This is a genomic window from Pseudoxanthomonas sp. Soil82, assembly GCF_040446535.1.
GTDB classification, from domain to species: Bacteria; Pseudomonadota; Gammaproteobacteria; order Xanthomonadales; family Xanthomonadaceae; genus Pseudoxanthomonas; species Pseudoxanthomonas kaohsiungensis.
In genome coordinates this window covers 525,538-547,332 of the sequence record NZ_JBEAAK010000003.1, presented here as the reverse complement: position 1 = coordinate 547,332, position 21,795 = coordinate 525,538, and the positions used below count along the sequence as shown (strand labels likewise).

General features: G+C 70.7%; 17 protein-coding genes. 10 read left to right on the top strand and 7 right to left on the bottom strand.

Going from position 1 to position 21,795, the window contains the following annotated elements; genetic code table 11:
- Window positions 1-46 precede the first annotated feature (46 nt).
- Both secD and secF read left to right on the top strand, forming a co-directional pair.
- Complete coding sequence (gene secD / locus ABKA19_RS11420) at window positions 47-1,888, top strand: protein translocase subunit SecD (protein WP_353688987.1); 1,842 nt, start codon at window positions 47-49, stop codon at window positions 1,886-1,888.
- A gap of 16 nt (window positions 1,889-1,904) precedes the next feature.
- A complete protein-coding gene (gene secF, locus ABKA19_RS11415; protein ID WP_353688986.1) occupies window positions 1,905-2,870 on the top strand; it encodes a protein translocase subunit SecF in 966 nt (321 codons plus the stop codon).
- Between the two features lie 216 nt (window positions 2,871-3,086).
- On the opposite strand, the gene ABKA19_RS11410 is transcribed toward secF, so the two are convergent.
- The gene (locus ABKA19_RS11410; protein WP_162378566.1) at window positions 3,087-3,911 is read right to left on the bottom strand and encodes an inositol monophosphatase family protein; all 825 of its coding nucleotides are present in this window, start codon (window positions 3,909-3,911) and stop codon (window positions 3,087-3,089) included.
- A 92-nt stretch (window positions 3,912-4,003) separates the two neighbouring features.
- On the opposite strand from ABKA19_RS11410, the gene ABKA19_RS11405 reads away from it, so the two are divergent.
- From ABKA19_RS11405 to ABKA19_RS11395, 3 genes are all read left to right on the top strand, one after another.
- Entirely contained in the window at window positions 4,004-4,798 is a 795-nt protein-coding gene (locus tag ABKA19_RS11405) for an RNA methyltransferase (protein ID WP_353688985.1), read from the top strand.
- A gap of 65 nt (window positions 4,799-4,863) precedes the next feature.
- Entirely contained in the window at window positions 4,864-5,766 is a 903-nt protein-coding gene (locus ABKA19_RS11400) for a phosphate/phosphite/phosphonate ABC transporter substrate-binding protein (RefSeq protein WP_353689015.1), read from the top strand.
- Window positions 5,763-7,892, top strand: a complete 2,130-nt coding sequence (locus tag ABKA19_RS11395) for a putative bifunctional diguanylate cyclase/phosphodiesterase (RefSeq protein ID WP_353688984.1) — start codon at window positions 5,763-5,765, stop codon at window positions 7,890-7,892. The genes ABKA19_RS11400 and ABKA19_RS11395 overlap by 4 nt, the downstream gene beginning before the upstream one ends.
- 32 nt (window positions 7,893-7,924) lie before the next feature.
- Here the strand turns inward: ABKA19_RS11395 and ABKA19_RS11390 are convergent, their stop codons facing one another.
- Together ABKA19_RS11390 and ABKA19_RS11385 are read right to left on the bottom strand one after the other, a co-directional pair.
- A complete protein-coding gene (locus ABKA19_RS11390; protein WP_353688983.1) occupies window positions 7,925-8,578 on the bottom strand; it encodes an exopolysaccharide biosynthesis protein in 654 nt (217 codons plus the stop codon).
- Window positions 8,562-9,878: a hemolysin family protein gene (locus ABKA19_RS11385; RefSeq protein ID WP_353688982.1), complete on the bottom strand. Its 1,317-nt coding sequence runs from the start codon at window positions 9,876-9,878 to the stop codon at window positions 8,562-8,564. The genes ABKA19_RS11390 and ABKA19_RS11385 overlap by 17 nt, the downstream gene beginning before the upstream one ends.
- 238 nt (window positions 9,879-10,116) lie before the next feature.
- On the opposite strand from ABKA19_RS11385, the gene ABKA19_RS11380 reads away from it, so the two are divergent.
- Together ABKA19_RS11380 and ABKA19_RS11375 are read left to right on the top strand one after the other, a co-directional pair.
- On the top strand, window positions 10,117-10,743 hold the full coding sequence (locus tag ABKA19_RS11380) for a DUF47 domain-containing protein (RefSeq protein WP_162377949.1): 627 nt from the start codon (window positions 10,117-10,119) through the stop codon (window positions 10,741-10,743).
- Between the two features lie 190 nt (window positions 10,744-10,933).
- Window positions 10,934-12,055, top strand: a complete 1,122-nt coding sequence (locus ABKA19_RS11375; RefSeq protein ID WP_162377950.1) for an inorganic phosphate transporter — start codon at window positions 10,934-10,936, stop codon at window positions 12,053-12,055.
- 130 nt (window positions 12,056-12,185) lie between these two features.
- Here ABKA19_RS11375 and ABKA19_RS11370 read toward each other — a convergent pair whose 3' ends face one another.
- Window positions 12,186-12,596 (bottom strand): hypothetical protein, encoded by a 411-nt coding sequence (locus tag ABKA19_RS11370; protein ID WP_353688981.1) that lies wholly within the window; start codon window positions 12,594-12,596, stop codon window positions 12,186-12,188.
- Window positions 12,597-12,635: 39 nt separating this feature from the next.
- Here ABKA19_RS11370 and ABKA19_RS11365 point away from each other — a divergent pair, with 39 nt between their 5' ends.
- Together ABKA19_RS11365 and ABKA19_RS11360 are read left to right on the top strand one after the other, a co-directional pair.
- The gene (locus tag ABKA19_RS11365; protein ID WP_353688980.1) at window positions 12,636-12,986 is read left to right on the top strand and encodes an MGMT family protein; all 351 of its coding nucleotides are present in this window, start codon (window positions 12,636-12,638) and stop codon (window positions 12,984-12,986) included.
- Window positions 12,987-13,263: 277 nt separating this feature from the next.
- Complete coding sequence (locus ABKA19_RS11360) at window positions 13,264-13,932, top strand: rhomboid family intramembrane serine protease (RefSeq protein ID WP_162377953.1); 669 nt, start codon at window positions 13,264-13,266, stop codon at window positions 13,930-13,932.
- 82 nt (window positions 13,933-14,014) lie between these two features.
- Here ABKA19_RS11360 and ABKA19_RS11355 read toward each other — a convergent pair whose 3' ends face one another.
- Together ABKA19_RS11355 and ABKA19_RS11350 are read right to left on the bottom strand one after the other, a co-directional pair.
- Complete coding sequence (locus ABKA19_RS11355; RefSeq protein ID WP_353688979.1) at window positions 14,015-16,015, bottom strand: M13-type metalloendopeptidase; 2,001 nt, start codon at window positions 16,013-16,015, stop codon at window positions 14,015-14,017.
- A gap of 656 nt (window positions 16,016-16,671) precedes the next feature.
- On the bottom strand, window positions 16,672-18,747 hold the full coding sequence (locus tag ABKA19_RS11350) for a M13 family metallopeptidase (protein WP_353689014.1): 2,076 nt from the start codon (window positions 18,745-18,747) through the stop codon (window positions 16,672-16,674).
- A gap of 175 nt (window positions 18,748-18,922) precedes the next feature.
- Between ABKA19_RS11350 and ABKA19_RS11345 the strand changes: the two genes are divergently transcribed.
- On the top strand, window positions 18,923-20,308 hold the full coding sequence (locus tag ABKA19_RS11345; RefSeq protein ID WP_353688978.1) for an MBL fold metallo-hydrolase RNA specificity domain-containing protein: 1,386 nt from the start codon (window positions 18,923-18,925) through the stop codon (window positions 20,306-20,308).
- Between the two features lie 8 nt (window positions 20,309-20,316).
- On the opposite strand, the gene ABKA19_RS11340 is transcribed toward ABKA19_RS11345, so the two are convergent.
- On the bottom strand, window positions 20,317-21,774 hold the full coding sequence (locus ABKA19_RS11340) for a CHASE2 domain-containing protein (protein ID WP_353688977.1): 1,458 nt from the start codon (window positions 21,772-21,774) through the stop codon (window positions 20,317-20,319).
- Between the last annotated feature and the right edge of the window lie 21 nt (window positions 21,775-21,795).

The following is a 21,795-nucleotide window of genomic DNA, read 5'->3' as shown; positions in this document are numbered from 1 at the left end:
ACCGTTGAGCGTGGTCCCGCGCGGCGGGGCCGCGCGGGGTTCCGCAATGCTCGAATTTCCCCGCTGGAAGTACTTCGTCATCCTGCTCGTGCTGGCGCTGAGCGTGGTCTACGCGCTGCCCAACGTGTTCCAGAGCGATTACGCCGTGCAGGTCACCGCCAACCGTGGCGCGGTGCTGGACGAGGCGCTCAAGACCCGCGTGGGTGGCTACCTTGCCGAGGCAGGCGTGCAGCCGAAGTCGGTGGCGGTGGAGAACGAGAGCCTGCTGGTGCGCCTGGCCGACGCCGACGCCCAGACCCTGGCCGCCGATACCCTGCGCGGCAACCTCGGCGAGAACTACACCGTCGCGCTGAACCTGGCCTCGAACGTGCCGCCGTGGCTGGACCGCCTGGGCGCGCAGCCGATGGTGCTGGGCCTGGACCTGCAGGGCGGCGTGCACTTCGTCCTCCAGGTCGACCAGAAAGCGGCGCTGGAGAAGCGCGTGGACGCCTACGTCGAGGACGTGCGCGTGACCCTGCGCGACAACCGCATCCGCTACACCGCGGTCGACCGGCGCCCGGACCACAGCATCGCCATCAACCTGGCCTCCGACGCCGACCCGGCCGCCGCGCGCGCGCAGCTGGCCAAGGTCATGCCGGCCATGACCATGGAAGGCGAGGGTAACCGCCTGGTGGTGCGGATCCCGGAGACCGAGCTGACCTCCATCGCCGGCTCGGCGATCGAGCAGAACATCGCCACCCTGCGCAACCGCGTCAACGAGCTGGGCGTGGCCGAGCCGATCATCCAGCGCCAGGGCAACGACCGCATCGTCGTGCAGCTGCCCGGCGTGCAGGACACCGCCGCGGCCAAGCGCATGATCGGCGCCACCGCGACCCTGGAATACCGCGCGGTGATCGAAGGCAATGCCGCCGATGCCGTGGCCAGCGGCCGGGTGCCGCCGGAAGCCAAGGTGTTCTACCGCCGCGACGGCCGCCCCGAGCTGCTGAGCAAGCGCGTGATCGTCACCGGCGACCAGATGGTCGCCGCGACCACCACCGTCGACCAGAACGGCCAGCCGGCGGTCAGCGTGACCCTGAACAACGTCGGCGGCGACCGCATGTTCGACTTCACCAGCGCCAACGTCGGCAAGCCGATGGCGGTGGTCTACACCGAGCGCATCCCGCAGGTGACCGAGGTCAACGGCGAGGAGGTGCGCAGCTTCCGGGTCAAGGAGGAAGTCATCTCGGTGGCCAACATCCAGGGCGTGTTCGGCAAGCAGTTCCAGACCACGGGCCTGGAGAAGACCGAGGCCGAGGACCTGGCCAAGCTGCTGCGCGCCGGTTCGCTGGCCGCGCCGATGGACTTCGTCGAGGAACGCATCGTCGGCCCGAGCCTGGGCAAGGAGAACGTGGAGCGCGGCGTGACCGCGGTCCTGTACGCGTTCCTGTTCACCCTGGTGTTCTTCGCCGTCTACTACCGCATGTTCGGCGTGATCACCGGCATGGCGCTGCTGTTCAACCTGCTCATCGTCGTTGCCGTCATGTCGATCTTCGGCGCGACCATGACCTTGCCGGGCTTCGCCGGCCTGGCCCTGTCGATCGGCCTGTCGGTGGACGCCAACGTGCTGATCAACGAGCGCATCCGTGAGGAGCTGCGCGCCGGGGTGCCGCCGAAGACGGCGATCGTCTCCGGCTACGACAAGGCGGGCGGCACCATCCTCGACGCCAACCTGACCGCGATCATCGCCGGCATCGCCCTGTACGCGTTCGGCACCGGCCCGCTGAAGGGCTTCGCCGTCACCCTGGTGATCGGCGTGCTGGCCTCGATGTTCACCGCCATCACCGTCTCGCGCGCGATCGTGACCCTGGTCTACGCCCGCCGCAAGAAGCTCAAGTCCCTGGCCATCTGACGGGAACGGAACGCACATGAAGATCTTCCCGCTGACCCTGATCCCCAACGACACCCGCATCGACTTCATGCGGATGCGCTGGGTGTCCCTGGCCATCGCCGCGCTGCTGTTCGCCGCCTCGATCGGCACCATCGTCGTCAATGGCTTCAACTACGCGCTGGACTTCACCGGCGGCACCGTGGTGGAGGTGCGCTTCGACCGCCCGGCCAGCATCGACGGGGTGCGCGAGCGCCTGGCCGACGCCGGCTACGAGGGCGCCCAGGTGCAGAGCTTCGGCAGCGGCACGGACCTGCTGGTCCGGCTGCAGCCGCGCGACGGCCAGACCACCACCGACGCCAACAACCGCACCGCCCAGGACGTGCTGGCCGCGGCCTCGCTGCCGGACAATCAGGCGCACCTGCTGCGCACCGAGTTCGTCGGCCCGCAGGTAGGCGACGAGCTGGCCCGCAACGGCCTGTACGCGGCGCTGTTCGTGGTGGTCGGCTTCCTGATCTACATCGGCTTCCGCTTCGAATGGAAGTTCGCGGTGGTCGCCACCGTGACCACGCTGTTCGACGTGCTGGTGACGGCCGCGTTCTTCTCCTGGACCGGCCGCGACTTCGACCTGACCGTGCTCGCCGGCCTGCTGGCGGTGATGGGCTTCTCGATCAACGACACCATCGTCGTGTTCGACCGCGTCCGCGAGAACTTCCGCAGCCTGCGCGTGGAGCCGCTGGAGGTGATGAACCGCTCGATCAACCAGACCCTGTCGCGCACCATCATCACCTCGCTGGTGTTCTTCCTGTCGGTGCTGGCGCTGTACCTGTACGGCGGCGGTTCGCTCGAAGGCCTGGCGCTGAGCCAGATGATCGGCGCGGTGATCGGCACCCTGTCTTCGATCTTCATCGCCTGCCCGATGCTGACGGTCGGCCCGCTGAAGGTGACCAAGCAGGACCTGCTGCCCAAGGCCAAGGACGAAGAGGCGCTGGCGCGGCGGCCCTGATCACCGGCCGCGCCGCATCGCGTTGCGAGAGCCGCCTCCGGGCGGCTCTCGTGTTCTGTGCGGCCTGCCACTTTTTCGGAGCCTGGCCTGCGAGCACGGACGGGCGCCGGTGTCGCTTCCCGCTGGCGGCGATCCACGCATCACGCGCACCGCGGCGCTACCAGCCCGCGATTCTCGCTTAGGGGAATGCCCGGCCCGCGCGCGGCCGGACCTGACTCAGTTGAACGCGGCCGCGTAGCCGGTGTTGACCACCAGCTTCTGCAGTTCGTCGGCGACCTTGACGTTGGCGGCGATGATCGGCCGCGCCTCCGGGCCGCGCTCGTCCATGCGCGGGGTCGCCGCGCCGCGGAAGTCGCACACCCGGCCACCGGCCTCGCGCACCAGCAGCACGCCGGCGGCGATGTCCCAGGCCTTCACGCCCGCCTCGAAGTACCCGTCCAGGCGGCCGCAGGCCACGTAGGCCAGGTCCAGCGCGGCCGAACCGGTGCGGCGCACGTCCTCGGCCTGGACCAGCAGCGAATCCACGCACTTGAGCTGGGCGCTGGCGCGGGCGCGCTCGCGCGGCGGGAAGCCGGTGCAGATCACCGCGCCGCCCAGGTCCTTGCGGTCGGCCACGCGGATGCGCTTGTCGTTGAGCACCGCGCCGCCGCCGCGGCTGGCGGTGAACAGCTCGTTGCGCAGCGGGTCGAAGATCACCGCGTCGATCGGCTCGCCGTTGTCGACCAGGGCGATGGACACGCAGTAGTGGGGGAAGCCGCGCAGGTAGTTGCTGGTGCCGTCGAGCGGGTCGATCACCCACTGCATGCGCGCGTTGCGCCCGGCCATGTGGCCGCTTTCCTCGCCCAGCACGCCGTAGTCGGGGTAGGCGCGGCGCAGTTCCTTGACGATGGCCTTCTCGGCGTCGGCGTCCACTTCGCTGGCGTAGTCCATCCGCTGCTTCTGCACGACGTTGAGCGAGTCGAGCTTGTTGATGCTCCGAAGCAGCACGTTGCCGCCGAGGCGGGCGGCCTTGACCATGACGTTGACGGCGGGGGATTGCATGGCGAAGGCTCCCGGAAGGGCAGGGATGGAACGGGCGAAGGTAAAGAGCGGTCCGGCCCGCGTGGCCGGCCGCGCAGTTTACCATCTGCACCATGCACGAGCCCCTGAACGAATCTTCCCCGCCGGCCACCGGCGACCTCCGCATCATCCTGGTCGGGACCCAGCACCCGGGCAACATCGGTGCGGCCGCCCGCGCGATGAAGACCATGGGCCTGTCGCGGCTGGTCCTGGTGGCCCCGGAGAAGCCGCTGGACGACGATGCCTACCGGCGCTCGGCCGGCGCCGAGGACGTGCTCGACGCCGCTCCGGTACACGCCACCCTGGCCGAGGCGGTGGCCGACTGCCGGCTGGTGCTGGGCTGTACCGCCCGCAGCCGGCGGGTGCAGCTGGAACAGCTGGAGCCGGACGTGGCCGCAGGCCGCCTGCTGCGGCTGGCCGGCGAGGGACCGGTGGCGCTGGTGTTCGGCCGCGAGCGGACCGGGCTGACCAACGAGGAACTGCAGCTGTGCCATGCCTCGGTGCACATCCCGTCCGACCCGGCGTTCAGTTCGCTCAACCTGGCCGCCGCGGTCCAGGTGCTGGCCTACGAGGTGCGGCGGGCGGTGCTGGCCGCGGTCCCGGCCGCCGGGTCCGTGCCGCCGCCGGCGCCCGACGCCCTGCCGGCGACCCACGAGCAGGTCGAAGGCTTCTTCTCCCAGTTGGCCGAGACGCTGGAGGCGATCGACTTCCACAAGGGCCGGACGCCCGATTCGGCGATGCGCAAGCTGCGCCGCCTGTTCCTGCGCACGGACCTGACCGTGAACGAAGTCAGGTTGCTGCGCGGCGTGCTGGCCGATGCCCAGCGCATGGCCCGCCTGGCCGGGCAGGCCGGGCGTCTGTCGTCCTGAGCGGTTTCCGGCTAGGCTTTGGCCACACGAGCGGGGGGTATCCGTTGTCCAGAGTGCGAAGGTGGATGCAGGCGGCGTGCTGTGCTGCCGTCGTGGCCCTGGGCCTGCCGGCGCACGCTTCCGAGGACGAGCACATCCTGGTGCTGGGCCGGATCAGCGACGATCCCGCCGCGCACTTCAACCAGCTCAAGCCGCTGCTGGACTACGTGGTCCCGCGCATGCGCGACGTCGGCATCACCGAGGGCCGCATCCTGATGGCGCGCGACGCCCAGCAGATGGCCAGCTACCTGCGCCGCAACCGGGTCGACTGGGTGACCGAGACCGCCAGCACCGCGGTGCAGTTGCAGGCCCGCGCCGCGGCCCGGCCGCTGCTGCTCACCGAACGCAACGGAGTCAGCAGCTACCACACCGTGTTCTTCGCGCGGAAGGACGCTCCGATCCGCGACCTCGCCGGCCTGCGCGGCCATACCCTCGGCCTGCAGAGCCCGGCGTCGACCAGTGCCTACATGGTGCCGATGACCGCGCTGCTCGATGCGAACCTGTCGCCCGAGATCCTGCTCGCGCCCAACGACCAGCCGTCCCCGGACCGGGTCGGCTACGTGTTCGCGCGTTCCGAGCTCAACATCGCCTCCTGGGTGCACAAAGGCCTGGTCGATGCCGGCGCGGTCAGCAGCCTGGACTGGGCCGACCCGGAGCGGGTGCCGCGGGCGTTCCGCGCCGACTTCCGGGTCATCCACGAAACCGATCCCTATCCGCGCGCGCTGGAGCTGGTGCGCCGGGACATGCCGCCGGCGGTGGAGGCGCGCCTGCGCGAGGTGCTGCTGCAGGCCGCCGGTGATCCGGCGGCGCGCGACGCGTTGCGGTTGTTCTTCCACACCTCGCGCTTCCTGCCCCTGGATGCGGCTTCGCAGCGTTCGCTGGACACGCTGCGCCGGGGCGTGCAGCGCGTGCGCACGGAGGTCGAATGAAGCTGCGCTTCGGCCTGCAGGCACGGTTCCTGGTGGCGATGCTGCTGATGCTGGGCGTCGTGCTGCTGGTGCTGGTGCTGCTCATGCACCGGCAGCAGCGGATGCGCGAGGAGACCGAGGCGCTCAGCCGCCAGGCCGTGCATGGCCTGGTGGAGGCGTACCTGCGCGACCACGGCCAGTCGCTGGCGCGGCAGCTGGCCGAGAAGCTTGCCAACCCGATGTATTACCGCGACCTGGACGCGATCGGCGCGGTGGTGCGCGACCAGTCGCGCGGCAGCCTGGTCGACTACATCCGGGTCTACGACGTCGAGGGCCGGCTGGTCCACGACGGTTCGATCGAGATCGCCGGTTTCGGCCAGCGCATGGACGACCCGCTGGCGGCCGCGGTGATCGCCGCCGACGGGATGCTCGTGCAGTCGTCGCCGCAGGTGCTCGACGCATCCGCGCCGGTCATGGTCGGCAGCGACCGCCTCGGCGGCGTGCGCGTGGGCCTGGACCTGGGGGTCGCCGCGCGCTACCAGGAACGCAACCTGGGCGAGCTGCGCGAGCGCATGGACGAACTGGCCCGCCGCCACCTGGGCTGGCTGGCGCTGCCGCTGGGCCTGCTGGCGCTGGCGTCGATCCTGGCCGCGCTCTACGTGCAGCACACGCTGGTCAAGCCGATCCGCTGGCTGGCCGATTCGGCGCGACGGATCGAGTCTGGCGACTACGCGATCGAACGCCTGGACAGCACCCGCACCGACGAGATGGGCGACCTGGTCCGCACCTTCGGGCGGATGAACGAAAGCGTTGCCCGGCACGACCGCGAAGTGCGGCGCATGGCCTACACCGACGCCCTGACCGGGCTGACCAACCGGCTGGCGTTCCGCGAAAGCCTGGACCACCGGCTGATGCTGTTGCGCGGCGCCGGCCGCCAGCTAGCGCTGCTGTTCGCCGACATCGACGACTTCAAGCGGGTCAACGATACCCTCGGCCACGAAGCCGGCGACGAGGCGCTGCTGCAGTTCGCCAACCGCATCCGCGAGGCGGTGGACAGGTACGGCGGCGACGATGCGCTGCTGGCGCGCTTCGGCGGCGACGAGTTCGTGATCCTGATCCAGGAAGGGGACGTGCGCGCCGCCGCCACGCGCCTGGCCGAGGTGCTGGTGGCCGAGCTGCGGCGGCCGCTGGACATCCAGGACCGGCAGGTGTTCCTGGGCACCTCGATCGGCATCACCCTGTTCCCCGAGGACGCTTCCAGCGCCAGCGCGCTGATGAAGAACGGCGACATCGCCATGTACCAGGCCAAGGTCGCCGGCAAGAACGGTTTCCGCTTCTACAGCCGGGCCATGGACCACGCGGTCGAACGCCGCGTGCACATGGAGCAGGAGCTGCGCGGGGCCTGGGAGCGCGGCGAGCTGAGCGTGGTCTACCAGCCGGTGTGCAGGACCAGCGACGGCCGGGTGGTCGGCGCCGAGGCGCTGCTGCGCTGGCAGCATCCGATGCTGGGCATGATCGCCCCGTCGGTGTTCATCGACGTGGCCGAGCAGAGCGGGCTGATCGAAGGCATCGGACCGCGCGTTCTGCGCGCGGCCTGCAACGAGGCCATGCGCTGGACCTCGATGGGCGAGGGCAACGAGCGCCTGTTCGTCTCGGTCAACGTCTCCCCCCGGCAGCTGCGCAAGGGCGACCTGCCCGACATCGTCGCCGAGTGCCTGCGCGAGACCGGCCTGCCGGCCTCGTGCCTGCACCTGGAGCTGACCGAGACGGCGGTGATCAGCGACGAGCTGCAGGCCGCGGCGATGCTGGCGCGCCTGCACAGCACCGGGGTCAAGGTCTGGCTGGACGACTTCGGCACCGGCTTCTCCGGGCTCAGCCACCTGCGCCGGGTACCGGTGGACGGGGTCAAGATCGACCGCAGCTTCGTCGCCGACCTGCAGCGCGACCCCGACGACCTGGCGCTGACCACGGCGATCATCGCCATGGCCCATTCGCTGGGGATTACCGTCGTGGCCGAAGGGGTGGAGAAGGAAGCGCAGTACAACCTGCTGGCCGAGCGCGGCTGCGACCTGGTCCAGGGCTACTGGCTCAGCCATCCGATCAGCGCGACCGAGTTCGCCCACCTGCTGGCGCGGCGGGGCCGCTGAGCCCCCGGGACGCCCGGCCGGCGCCGCGCTAGCTAGAACAGCTGCCGCAGCCAGTCGCCGACCAGCACCACCAGCCGCTCCGACAGCAGGCCCATCGACAGCAGCGCGGCGATCGAGACCAGCCACAGCACCAGCAGCAGGGCGCCATCGCGTTCCATCAGCGCCAGCGCGAAGAGCAGCAGCGTCCCGGCGAACAGGTAGTTGGTCATCGGCAGCGGCAGCGCCAGCAGCACGCCCAGGGCGATCAGCAGCACGCCGGTGAAGGCGTTGGCCATGCGGTTGCCGGTGAGCACCTGCAGGCGCGGGCGGACCAGGTGCTCGAGCCGCCGCATCCATGGGGTGATCCGCCGGCAGAAGCGGGCCATGGTGCCGCGCTGCGGTCCGCGCCGGCCGATGAATCCGGGCACCCAGGGCCGGCGCAGGCCGACCAGCAACTGCAGGCCGATCAGCACCACCAGCGGGCCGCTGATCATGCCGCCGGCGCCGGGAATGGGGATGAACCCGGGCAGGATCGACACGAACAGGAACATGCCGAAGGCAGTGCGGCCCAGGCCCTGCAACAGGCGGTCCATGGTCAGCCGCTCGCCTGGATCGCCGTGCGCGAAGGACTGCAGCAGCCGGGCGATGCCGTTGCCGGCCGTGCCGGCGGCACCCTCCTGCGCCGCGGGTTCAGACGGCGAGCTCATCGCCATCGTGCTGCGCCAGCCGGCGCAGCAGCAGCTTGTCGATGCGCGCCCCGTCCAGGTCCACGACCTCGATCCGCCAGCCGGCCCAGTCGAAGTATTCGCCCACGTGCGGGATGCGGCCGAAGTGGGCGATGCACATGCCGGCCAGGGTGTGGTAGTCGCCTTCCTCGGCGTCGGGCAGGGCGGCGCCGTCCATCAGCTCGCGCAGGTCCTCGGTGGGCAGCGTGCCGCCGACCAGCAGCGAGCCGTCCTCGCGGGTGACCACCAGCGCGTCCTCGTCGGTGTTCTCCACCGACTGCAGCCGTCCGACGATCGCGCCCATCAGGTCGCTGACCGTGACCACGCCCTGGATCTCGCCGTACTCGTCCACCACCAGCGCCAGCGACTGCTGCTCTTCGCGGAAGATCTCCAGCAGCTTCATCGCATGGGTGGATTCGGAGACGAACAGGGTATGGCGCAGGTTGCGGAACAGGCCACCCTCGCCCAGGCGATCGGGCGCATGCAGCAGCGACTTGACCTCCAGCACCCCGGCCACGTCCTGGTCGCCGCCGCGGTACACCGGGTAGCGCGAGAACTGGTGCTCGCGCATGGTTTCCAGGTTCTCTTCCAGCGGCGCGTTCGCGTCGAGCCAGGCGATGCGGTTGCGCGGCGTCATCAGGCTGGCGGCGGTGCGGTCGCCCAGGCGCATCACCCGGTTGACCATGTCGCGTTCGTGCGCGTCGATCACGCCCTGCTCGTGGCTCTCGGCCACCAGCATGCGGATCTCCTCTTCGCTGATCGTGCTGGCCTCGTCCTTGCCCAGGCCCAGCAGGCGCAACACCAGCCGGGTGGTGTGCGACAGCAGCCAGACGAAGGGGAAGGCGGCCCGTGCCAGCCAGCCCATCGGCAGCGCCACGACGCTGGCGATCTTTTCCGGGGCGGTGATCGCCAGGCGCTTGGGCACCAGCTCGCCGAAGATCAGGGTCAGGAAGGTGATCAGGGCCACCGCGATGGACTTGCCGATGGTCTCGGCGTACGGGTCCAGCGCGGGCAGGACCCGCTCGATCCAGGCAGCGATGGCCAGGCCGATCGCCTCGCCGCCGAACAGGCCGGTGAGGATGCCGATCAGGGTGATGCCGATCTGCACCGTGGACAGGAACGCCTCGGGCTTCTCCGACAGCGCCAGGGCCTTGGCCGCGCGCCTGCTTGCCTGGGCCAGCTGCTTGAGCCGGCTCTTGCGCGAGGTCATCACCGACATCTCCGACATGGCGAAGAAGCCGTTGAGCAGGACCAGCGCGAGGACGATCAGCAGCTCAGCCATGGGGCGGACCCCCGCGGCGGCGCGATGGATTCAGGGGGCCGGGGCGCGCGGGGCGGAAACGGCGGCGAGAGGGGGCGGTGGGGTCGTCGTCCATAGGGTGTGCCAGCGGCACGGGGGCATCTTAGCAGAGGCCCCCCGTGCAGGCGGCGTCAGCGCCCACGGGTTCCCGGGCGGCGGGGCGGGCTGTCATAATTCCGCAGCATTTGGCCGCCCCTCCCGAGGCGGCGGACCTCCAACCATGTTCTCCCTGCAGACGATCTTCGGTTCCGGCAAGCAGTTCTTCGTCCTGCTGGACGAGGCGGCCGAGGCCGCCCACGACAGCGCCAAGGCCCTCCACCAGATGATGAAGGCCTCGGACCGGCAACCGGCGCTGGACGAGTTCAAGCTGGCGCGCCAGCGCGAGCGCACCGCCTCGGAGAAGATCGGCAAGGCGCTGGTGGAGAGCTTCATCACCCCGATCGAGCGCGAGGACATCGAGGCGCTGGGGTCGGCGCTGTACAAGATCCCCAAGCAGATCGAGAAGTTCGCCGATCGCTACTCGCTGGCGACCCAGCACCTGGCCCACATCGACTTCGCCCCGCGCGCGGCGATGCTCGAGCAGGCCGCCGGCGTGGTGGTGGAGATGGTCCGCGAGCTGCGCACCCTCAACATCGACCGCATGACCGCGCTCAACGAGAAGCTGCGCGCGATCGAGAACGAGGCCGACCGGCTGATGCTGGAGCTGTACCGCGACATCTACTCCGGGCGCCTGGACCACCTGCAGATGTTCCTGCTCAAGGAGTTCTTCGAAATCCTGGAGAAGGCCATCGACCGCTGCCGCGAGGCCGGCGTGGTCGCCTACCAGATCGTGTTGAAGAACAGCTGACGATGGCCGCCGTCCAGCCCGTCAGCGGTCCTCGCTCCGGCAGGCCGGGCATCGGCTGCGCCGATGCCCCCGGGCCGTGCTTCCACAACCCCCGCGTCGCCGCTGCGCGGCGAGGCCGCCCCCTTGACTCAAGTGGGCTCCGCGTCGGGCGCCGGATGCCAGGTGCCGCATGCCTGGGCGGAGGCACGCCATGCTGACGCTGGTACTGGTGGTGATCTTCACCGCGCTGGTGTTCGAGTTCATCAACGGATTCCACGATACGGCCAACTCCATCGCCACCGTGGTGGCGACCAAGGTGCTCTCGCCCGGCTCGGCCGTGTCGCTGGCCGCGGTGATGAACCTGATCGGCGCGCTGACCGGTACCGCGGTGGCGGCGACCATCGCCACCGGCATCGTCAACACCGACGTGGTCGAGGCGTCCTCGCAGGTGATCCTGTGCGCGCTGCTGGGCGGCATCATCTGGAACCTGGTCACCTGGTGGTTCGGCCTGCCGTCCTCGTCCTCGCACGCGCTGATCGGCGGCCTGTGCGGCGCGGCCCTGGCCGCCGCGCACAACGACTGGGACGCGCTGATCTGGTCGGAGACCGTCGGCAACTGGACCAAGAACAAGGGCCTGTTGTGGAAGGTGTTCCTGCCGATGGTGACCTCGCCGCTGGCCGGGTTCCTGCTGGGCGTGACCATGATGCTGCTGCTGTGGGCGCTCATCGCCGGGATGGTCCGGCTCGGTGGCGTGTTCGCGCGCATGGCTCGGCCGCGCTGGGTCAACGCGTTCTTCGGCAAGGCGCAGATCCTGTCGGCGGCCTACATGGGCTACGCCCACGGCCACAACGACGCGCAGAAGACCATGGGCATCATCGCCCTGACCCTGATCGGCGCCGAATCGGCCGGGCACCTGGACAACCTGCCGGGCTGGCTGGCGTTCCTGCACCCGGGCGATGCGGGCGGGGCCGAGATCGCGATGTGGATCGTGCTGACCTGCGCCGTCGTCATGGCCCTGGGCACCGCCTCCGGTGGCTGGCGCATCATCAAGACCCTCGGCCACAAGATGGTCAAGCTGCACCCGATCCACGGCTTCGCCGCCGAGACCAGCTCGGCCACGGTGCTGACGATGGCCGCGCATTTCGGCATGCCGGTATCGACCACCCACAGCATCTCCACCGCGATCATGGGCGTGGGCTTCGCCAAGAACCCGCGCGCGCTCAAGCTCGGCGTGGTCGAGCGGATCATCTGGGCCTGGATCCTGACGATCCCGGCCGCCGGTGGCGTGGCCTACCTGATCTTCAAGCTGATCGAGGCGATGGGCTGGGCTTGAGGCCGGCGCGTCGCCGAGGCGTGGGGCGGACCCGCCTGCGGCCTGCGGCCGACGCGTAGAGCGGGGCTTGCCCCGCTGTCGACGCACGCGATCCCGCCCACCGGGCAGCGGGGCAAGCCCCGCCCTACGGTTACAGCAGGTCGCCCTCGGCCGACAGCGCCCGCTCCATGCGGTCGCCCAGGCCGCCGATCTCCAGCACCAGCCGCTCGACCTCGGCCGGGGTCAGGCCGTCATAGGGGCGGTTCTCGCACAGCTGCAGGTAGGGCACGCCGTCCAGCTCACCGATCGCCAGGTAGCCGACGCTGCTCTGCCAGTTGAACACCAGGGCCCGCCGGGCATCGATGCCGGTGGTCGGCGCGATCACCGTGCTGACCCGCACCAGTGGCCGCTGGTCGTCGCCGTCCAGCTCGGAAATGAAGATCGACTGGTGGCGGCTGCCGCCCTCCAGCGACAACTCCACGCAGGCCACGTAGGGCTCCTGCATGGTCAGGCGGAAGCCGGCGGTCAGCAGGTGGCTGCGGATCTGTTCGAAATTGCGCATGGCGGTCCTCGCGATCCCCCGCCGCTATGCTAGCCGCAGATGGCTGCCACGTCTTCCAGCGACGATTCCACCCGCCGCATCCTGGCCGCGGTGCGCGCCATCCCGCGCGGGCAGGTGGCCGGCTACGGCGAGGTCGCGCGCCTTGCCGGGTTGCCGGGGCGGGCACGGCTGGCGGCCCGGGTGCTGGCGGCCAACGAGGATCCGACGCTGCCCTGGCATCGCGTGTTGCGCGCGGACGGGCGCATCGCCTTTCCCGAAGGTTCGCCGGGCTGGCGCGAGCAGTGCCGACGCCTGAGCGCCGAGGGCGTGCGGGTGGAGAAAGGCCGGGTACGGCGCGCGCGCGGGCCGGCCGACCTCGACGCCGCCATCTGGGGCCCCGATAGCGCGTAGGAGCCCTCCTCATGGGCGACACCGTCTCGGGATGCCCGTGCCGGCGGCGTCGGGTCGCCGATGAAGATCGGCTCCTACACGCAGCGAGCCCCGGCGTCGTCGCAGGCGCCCATTCCCGGGAGTGCCACGTCGGGATGCCGGGGCGTCGCGCGTCGGCGTCCCCGCCGCAATGGACAGGCAACGCACGAGCCTTCGCCACGGCGGCCGGACCGGACGTGCCGGCCGTCGACGACGCGGGCCGCTATGATGGCCGCCCGTTCCCCCGAGCCGCGACCGCATGTTCTCGCGCCTGCCGCCTGTCACACAGGCCCTGCTGATCGCCAACACCGCGCTGTTCCTGCTGCAGCTGATGCTGGGCCAGTCCACGTTCGCCCCCTTCATGCTGTGGCCGCTGGGCGGCTTCGATCCTTTCTCGCCGGGCGAGAACTTCCAGCCCTGGCAGCTGCTGACCTATGGTTTCCTGCACGCCAGCTTCGGCCACCTGCTGTTCAACATGCTGGCCGTGTACATGTTCGGCGCGCCGCTGGAGCTGACCTGGGGGCCGCGCCGGTTCCTGGCCTTCTACCTGATCAGCGTGGCCGGTGCCGGCCTGTGCCAGTTGGCGGTGGGCTGGTGGATCACCAGCGGCGGCGGGGCGGCCTATCCGACCGTGGGCGCCTCGGGCGGCGTGTTCGGCCTGCTGCTGGCCTACGGCATGCTGTTCCCGAACCAGCGGATGATGCTGCTGTTCCCGCCGATCCCGATGAAAGCGCGCACGTTCGTGATCCTGTTCGGCATCACCGAGCTGGTCCTGGGGTTCACCGGCTGGCAGCCGGGCGTGGCCCACTTCGCGCACCTGGGCGGGATGCTGTTCGGTTGGCTGGTGATCCGCTACTGGCGCGGACAGCCGCCGTTCGGCCGCCGCGGGCCACCCCGCGGTCCGTCGCACCTGCGCCGGGTGAAGTGACCGGAACGGCCGCGGCCGTTCCGCCGTCGGAAAGAAAAAAGGCGCGGAAATCCGCGCCTTTTCCCATGGTGCGCGCGCCAGCTCAGCGCCAGACGCGGACCTGGTCGGCCTCGGCGCGCTGCATCGGCTGGCCGGCCTTGCAGCCGTACGCCGCACCGAAGGCGGGCAGGTTGGACAGCGGCACGTTGCTGCGCAGCGGACCGGGCGCGTGGATCTCGGCGGCCAGGCGCTCGGCGGCGACGTTTTCCGAGACCTGCTGGCCCCACAGCTTCGACCAGGCGCCGAAGAACGCCTGCTGGTCCGCCGCCTTGGCCTCCGGCTGCGCCTTGGCATAGGCGTCCCAGGCCAGCTGCAGGCCGGCCTGGTCGGAGAGGGCGACGTCGCGGACCAGGCCGCCGTTGACCTTGCCGCCCTTCACGCCCGGATAGGGCTGGCCGGCGTACTGCGCGGCCACGCGCTCGCCCAGCGTGTTCCAGGCGGCTGTGTCGGCCGGCGTCCACCAGTTGCCGAGTTCGCCCCGGGCGTTGACCTGCGCGCCCCTGGCGTCGATCGCGCGGCTGAGCTGGGTGCCGACCAGCGCGCCATAGGCGCCGTAGGCGGTGGCGGGCTTGTCCACGTCCAGCACCGGCGGCTGCAGCACCGCGGCGGTGACGATCAGCCGGTTCTGGGCGATGTCGTAGGCCAGCGCGGGCTGTTGCGGCAGCACGTCCCAGCGGCGGTCGGCGTTGCCCTTGCCGATCCGCTTCATCTCCTCGCGGTGGCGCCAGGTCGAGGCGATCAGCATGTTGCCGCCGAAGCTGCCGCGTCCCATCGGCTGCACGGTGTAATCCAGGTCGCGGCGCGGGGTGCCGACTTCGATCTTCAGCGCCTTGAGCTTGGCCTGCGCCTCGGCCTTGGCCGGCGCGCTGAGCCAGGTGTTGCCCTCGACCGAGGCGACCAGCGCGTCGCGGACCTCGTCGGCGACCACGGTGGCGCGGCGGCGTTCCTCGGAGGTGAGGTAGCGGTTGGCGTACTCGTGGCCGAGCATCGGGCCGGCGGCGGTGTTGATCGCCTCGATCACCTGCTGCCAGCGCGGCGCCGGGACGGACTGGCCGGCCAGCACCTGGCCGCGGAAGCCGAAGCTGGCGTCGCGGAAGCTCCTGGAAAGGTAGGGCGCCATCGCGTCGCCCACGCGCCAGCGCAGGTAGGCCTTCCACTGCTCGGGCTTGACCCGGCCGATCATCGCGTCGAGCTCGGCGAACAGCGCCGGGTCGGGCAGCGAGACCAGGTCGTCCTTCACGCCCTGGGCCTCGAGGAACTGGGCCAGTTGCAGGTTGCGGTAGCGCTTGGCCGCGTCGGCGACCGGCACCGGCACGTAGTTGCGGAACGGGTTGTTGAGGTCGGCCAGCGACTGCGACTTGCGCGCGATCGCGGTCTCGATGTCGATCACCGCCTTGGCGTCGGCGTCCAGCCGCTCCTTGGGGGTGCCGGTCAGCGCCAGGATCTGCTTGACGTAGTCGCGGTAGCGGGCGAGCACGGCCTGGGTATCGGCGTCGTTGCGGGTGTAGAAGGCCGGGTCCGGCAGGCCCATGCCGCCCTGCATGAAGTAGCCGATGTGGCGGTCCAGCGCCTTCAGGTCCACGTCCGGGGCGAAGTTGAACACCACCGGGATGCCGACCTGGTGCAGCGCGGCGATCGAGGCCGGCACGTCCTTGGCCTTCTTGATCGCGTCGATGCGCGACAGCAGCGGGGCGATCGGCCGGGAGCCATCGGCCTCGATGGCCGCTTCGTCCAGGCCGCTGGCCCAGAAGTCGCCCAGCCGGTTCTGCACGTCGGTCTGCGGGGACTTCATCGCCGCATCGAGCAGCTGGCGCTGCTGCTGCAGGGCCAGGTCCGTCAGCTGGCCCAGGGCGCTGATCGCGCCGGCATCGGCCGGCAGCGGGTTGGCCTTGAGCCAGTCGGCATTGGCCGAGGCGTAGAAATCGGTGCACTGGGCGCTGACCGCCGGGGCCTTCTTCTTGCGCTGGGCATCGGCGTCGGCGGTGGAGACCAGGGCGAGCAGGCCCAGGCCAAGGGCCAGGACCAGCGGACGGGGCGTGGGCATCATCGGGGCGGGGGCCTCGGTTGGGTGTCGCGGGAGTGTAGCAAGGCGTCCACGGCCGCCATGCACGCGCTGCAGGCTGTCTTGCCGGAAACGTGAACCGGGTTGGTGGTTCGCGTTTTCTGGCCGGGTGCGTGAGGCGGGTGGCGGCAGGGTCTTGTCCTGGGGTGGCGAAATCCGGGGCTGGGCTGCAGTGCCGGCTCAGGGCGGGGAACGGAGGTGGCGCCGGCTTTGGGGGCTTCTGTCCTTGTAGGAGCCGATTCATCGGCGACGCGACACCCTCGGCACGGGCGACAGCCTCGTCAACCCGACGCCCGTGTCGCCGATGAATCGGCTCCTACAACGGCAGGAGCATCGGAGCCATGAAGATGCATCGTTGTTCCCAGTCGAGCGCAGCGACGACCCCCACGATCGCGAAAGACACGCCAGGCGGGGGAGGCCACTGCAGCAGCACATGGATGTGCTGCGGGCCCAAGTAAAGGCAGGAGGCCGTCCCGAGGGGGCAGTGGCCTCCCCGGCCTGGCGTGGCTCCCCAGGAACCGACGTCACCACGCGCCCTTGCCGTTGCTGTTGCTTCGAGGCTCCCCCAACGACAGGGAGCCTGAAAAAGCGAGGCCCGGACATGCCGGGCCTCGCGGGATGTTGCGGTTGCTGGTGGCTTACCAGATCACGACCTGGCCATCGCCCTGGCGGACCATCGGCTTGCCCGGCTCGCACTTGAACGCGGCGGCGAAGGCCGGCAGGTTCGAGGGCGCGCCGACCGCGCGGAACTGCGCCGGGGCGTGCTCGTCGGTGGCGATGCGGTTCTTCAGCTCCTCCGGGGTGAAATTGCGACGCCACACCGTGGCCCAGTTGAGGAAGAAGCGCTGGTCGCGGCTCAGGCCGTCGGTCATGGGGTCCGGGGTGTCGCCGGCGGCGGCCTTCATCGCGTCGTAGGCCGTGGCCAGGCCGCCCAGGTCGGCGATGTTCTCGCCCAGGGTGTGGCGGCCGTTGATCTTCTGCCCGTCGGCGGTGGTGTAGCCGTCGAACTGCGCGATCAGCTTGTCGGTGCGCCCGGCGAAGCCCTTGGCATCGGCCTCGGTCCACCAGTTCTCGAACTTGCCGGTCGGCCCGAAGCGGCTGCCCTGGTCGTCGTAGCCGTGGGTCATCTCGTGGCCGATCACCGCGCCGATGCCGCCGTAGTTCATTTCATCCGGAGCGTTGGGGTCGAAGAACGGCGGCTGCAGGATCGCGGCCGGGAACACGATCTCGTTCTGCAGCGGGTTGTAGTAGGCGTTGACCGTCTGCGGGCTCATGCCCCACTCGGTCTTGTCCACCGGCTTGCCGATCTTGGACAGGTTCCAGCGGTAGTTGAACTCCTGCGCGGCCAGGATGTTGCCCAGGTAGCTGTCGCGGCTGGTCTCCAGGCCGTTCCATTCGCGCCACTTGTCCGGATAGCCGATCTTCGGGGTGAACGCGGCCTGCTTGGCCAGCGCCTTCTGCTTGGTGTCGGCGCCCATCCACTCCAGGTTCTCGATGCGTGCCTTCAGCGCGGTGCCCAGGTTGGCCACCAGCGCCTCCATCTTGGCCTTGGATTCGGCCGGGAAGGCGACCTGGACGTACATCTGGCCCAGCGCTTCGCCGGCCTGCTCGTTGACCGTGGCCAGCACGCGCTTCCAGCGCGGCTTCATTTCCTTCTGGCCGCGCAGGGTCTTGGCGTAGAAGTTGAAGTTCTCCTGGGCGAAGGCGTCGCTCAGGTACGGCGAGGCGCCGTCGACGGTGTGGAAGCGCAGGTAGGAGCGCCACACCGATGCATCGGTGTCGCCCAACGCCTTGCTCACTTCCTGGTGGAACGCAGGGATCGCCAGCGAGAACATCTGCGGCGCGGCCACGCCCTGCGACTCGAAGAACTTGGTCCAGGGGAAATTCGGCGCCAGCTTGTCGGCGTCGGCCAGGCTGACCGGGTTGTAGTACAGCGACACGTCGCGCGACATGTCCTCGCGCGACTTGGACACCTTGGCCAGGCGGGTCTCGAACGCCATCACGTCCTGCGCCTGCTTCTGCGCGTCCGCCGCGGCCACGCCCGACAGCTCCAGCACCTTGGCGATGTGGGCCACGTAGGCGTCGCGGATGTCCTTCTTGTCGGCGTCGAAGTAGTACTTGCTGTCGGGCAGGCCCAGGCCGCCCTGCATCGCGTAGGCGATGTTGAGGTCCGGGTTCTGGAAGTCGGCCTCGGCGCCGAAGCCGAACAGGAAATTCTCGCCCTTGGCCGCGCTGGTGCGCAGGTACTCGGCCACGGCCGGGCCGTCCGCCAGCGCGTCGATCGCGGCCAGGTGGCCGGCCAGCGGCTCGATGCCCTGGGCGTTGACCTTGGCCTCGTCCATGCCGGTGGCCCACAGGTCGCCGACGATCTTCTTCACGCCAGTGGCATCGGCGTCGGCCGCCGCCTGTTCGGCCAGCTGGCGCTGGACCGCGTTGGAGCGCTCGTCGAGCATCTCGAACGCGCCCCAGCTGGTGCGGTCGCCGGGGATCGGGTTGGCGGCCAGCCACTTGCTGTTGGCGTAGGCGGCGAAATCGGTGCAGGCGTCCTGGGTGGTGTCCAGGTCGGCCAGGGTGAAGCGGTTCACGCCAGGCAGGGTGCTCTCGTCGAGGCGGTACTCGGGGGTGGCCGGCGCGCCGGCGGTGGCGGCCGGCGCGGCGTCTTCCTTCTTGGAGCAGGCGGCCAGCGCGACGGCAATGGCCACCGGCAGCAGCAGGGTCTGGGTCTTGCGGATGTTCACGTGGCTCGATCTCCGGCCCGCCGGGCGGGCATGGTGGGAGGCCCCGGGACGGGGCAGTGGGGGCGACTCTACGCCGGACGGCTGGACGGAGGGACTGCCGGAGGTCATGGCGGCACAATGGCGCCTGACTCCCCTGGACGGAGACGGGCAGATGCAGGTCGAATTCCACGGCGCGGCCGGCGAGGTCACCGGATCCATGCACCTGGTCCACGCCGCCGGCCGGCAGGTGCTGCTGGACTGCGGGCTGCTGCAGGGCCGGCGCGAACTGGAGGCGCGCAACGCCGATCCGTTCCCGTTCGAGCCGGCAAGCCTGGATGCGCTGGTCCTCAGCCATGCCCACATCGACCATATCGGACGCGTGCCGCTGCTGGTGGCGCGCGGCTTCGACGGGCCGATCTGGCTGCACGGGGCCACCGCCGACCTGCTGCCGGTGATGCTGGAGGACGCCGCCTCGCTGGCCGAGTCCGAGGCCCAGCGCGCCAACCGCCATCGCGACCCGGAGCAGCCGCCGATGCCGCCGCTGTTCACCCGGCGGGACGTGGCGCGCGTGCTTCCGCTGCTGCGGCCCCTGGACTACGACGCGCGCACCACGATCCTGCCTGGCCTGGACATCGCCCTGCGCGACGCCGGCCATATCCTGGGATCGTGCATCGTCGAGGTGTGGGCCACGGAACACGGGCGAAGCCGCAAGCTGGTGTTCTCCGGCGACCTGGGGCCGAAGGGCACGCCGATCCTGCGCGATCCGTGCCCGATCGAACAGGCCGACCTGGTGGTCATGGAATCGACCTACGGCGACCGCAACCACCGCGAACGCCAGGCCACGGTGGCTGAACTGGGCGAGGTGTTCGAACACGCCTGGCGCGAGCGCGGCAACGTGCTGATCCCGGCGTTCGCGGTCGGGCGCAGCCAGGAGCTGCTGTACTGGTTCGCACGCTACTGGGACGAGTGGAACCTTGGACGCTGGCGCATCTTCCTGGACAGCCCGATGGCCGGGCGCGTGGTCGGCGTCTATGACCGCCACCACGAGCTGTTCGACGCCCAGGCGCAGGCGGTGTGGCGGCAGTGGCCCTCGCCGTTCCGCCTGCCCAACCTGCACATCACGGCCACCACCCAGGAGTCGATGGCGATCAATTCGATCAGCAGTGGCGCGATCGTGATCGCCGGCTCGGGCATGGCCAATGGCGGCCGCATCCTGCACCACCTGCGGCACCGGCTGGGACGGCGCGACACCCACGTGGTGTTCGTCGGCTACCAGGCCGAAGGCACGCTGGGCCGGCGCCTGGTCGAGCGGGCGCAGTGGGTGCGCATCCATGGCCAGGACTACCGGGTCAACGCCCAGATCCATACCGTCGGCGGGCTCTCGGCGCACACCGACCAGCGCGGACTGATGGAGTGGTATGGCCACTTCCGCGGCTCGCCGCCGCTGGTGCTGGTGCATGGCGAGGACCGCGCCCGCGAGGCGCTGGCGGGAGAGATCGGGCAGCGCAGCGGCGCGCGCGTGACCCTGGCGCGGCCGGGGATGCGCTGCGAGGTCTGACCGGGGCGCTAGGCCAGCGGGGCGCCGGCTGCGGTTGCGCCCGCTCCCAGGCGGCTGCCGCACTCGCATGGATCGCCATCGCAGCCGTGCACGCTGCCCCGCACCGGCGAGGCCATCCCGCGCCCGGCGAGTTGCCGGATCTCGTCGAGGATGTGCTCGGCCGCGCTGGCCGGCGTACCCGGCAGCAGCAGGGCGAAAGCGCCATCGCCCAGGCAGGCGGCGATGTCGCCGGGACGCCGTGCCCGCTCGCGCAGCAGCCGGGCCAGGCGGCAGGCGTCGGCCTGGCCCGCTTCGCTTCGCGTGTCGCCCGCGGCGATCCCGACCAGCAGCAGGGCATGCGGCTGGCCGGTGGCGCGCACGGCGTGCAGGGCGGCCTCCATGCGGGCGCGCGAGGCCAGGCCCGGCGCTTGCTGGCGCTCGCGCAGTAGCTTCCACAGCGCGGTCAGGCACCATGCCAGCAGCACGATGGCCAGGACCAGGACTACGCCACCCGCCGCGAACCAGAGCTGGCGTCCCAGCAGCCAGGCGAACAGGCCGAGTGTCGCCACCAGCCCCCCGATTGCGGCGGCCGGCAGCCGCCAGTCGCGGCCGCCGGCGGACAGGCCGACCAGCACTGCGCCGCCGGCCAGCAGCAGGGCGAGCACGGCCTGCGCCGCGGCCGGCAGCGGCCGCGGCGTGGCGCCCCGCAGCAGTGCGACCAGGGCGCGGGCCTGGTGCTCGACCGGATACAGCGGCGCGCTGCCGAACGGGCCGGGCAGCCGCGGCTGCAGGCGCGGGTCGGCCAGGCCGACCAGGATCCAGCGGCCATGCAACTGCGACGCGCCGAGCCGGCCGTCCAGGACGCGGGATGCGGGCAGGGTGGGCGGCGGCAGGCCGCCGGCATGGCCGATCCGCCAGCGATCGAGTGCACGGGCACCGCCGCCGGCGCGGTGGCCCGGCTGCACGAGCACCTGGGGCAGCGAGGGCCAGCGCACTCCGTCCGCGGCCAGCACGTAAGAAAGGTGCTGGCGGACCCTGCCGTCGCGATCGGGCGCCAGGTGCGCATGGCCCAGGCGTGCCGCGTCGGCGAACTCCACCGGCGGCATGCGCGCCCGCGGCGCCTTCCCCGGTGCCATGTCCAGCGCGACGCCCAGCGCGACGCGGTTGTCGAGCAGGCTGCGCGCCAGGCGCGCATCGCCTGCCGGATCGTCGGCGCTGGCCTGCAGCGGAAGGTCGAGCGCGATGCCACGCGCGCTGGCATCGCGCAGGCGTTCGAGCAGCTGCGCCAGGCGTCCGTTGGGCCACGGCCAGGGGTCGTCGGGACCGATCGCGAGCACGACTCCGGGTGCGCTCGGCTGCGGCCCGGAAGTCGGCGACAGCCAGCGTTGCAGCAGGTCGTCCAGCGGCGCGGCGAGGCCCAGGCCACCCAGCAGCGCGGCCAGCGCGCCGGCGGCCAGCGCCAGGGCGCCACGACGAACCGATCGCAATGTTCCGGCGCCCGGCCTCAT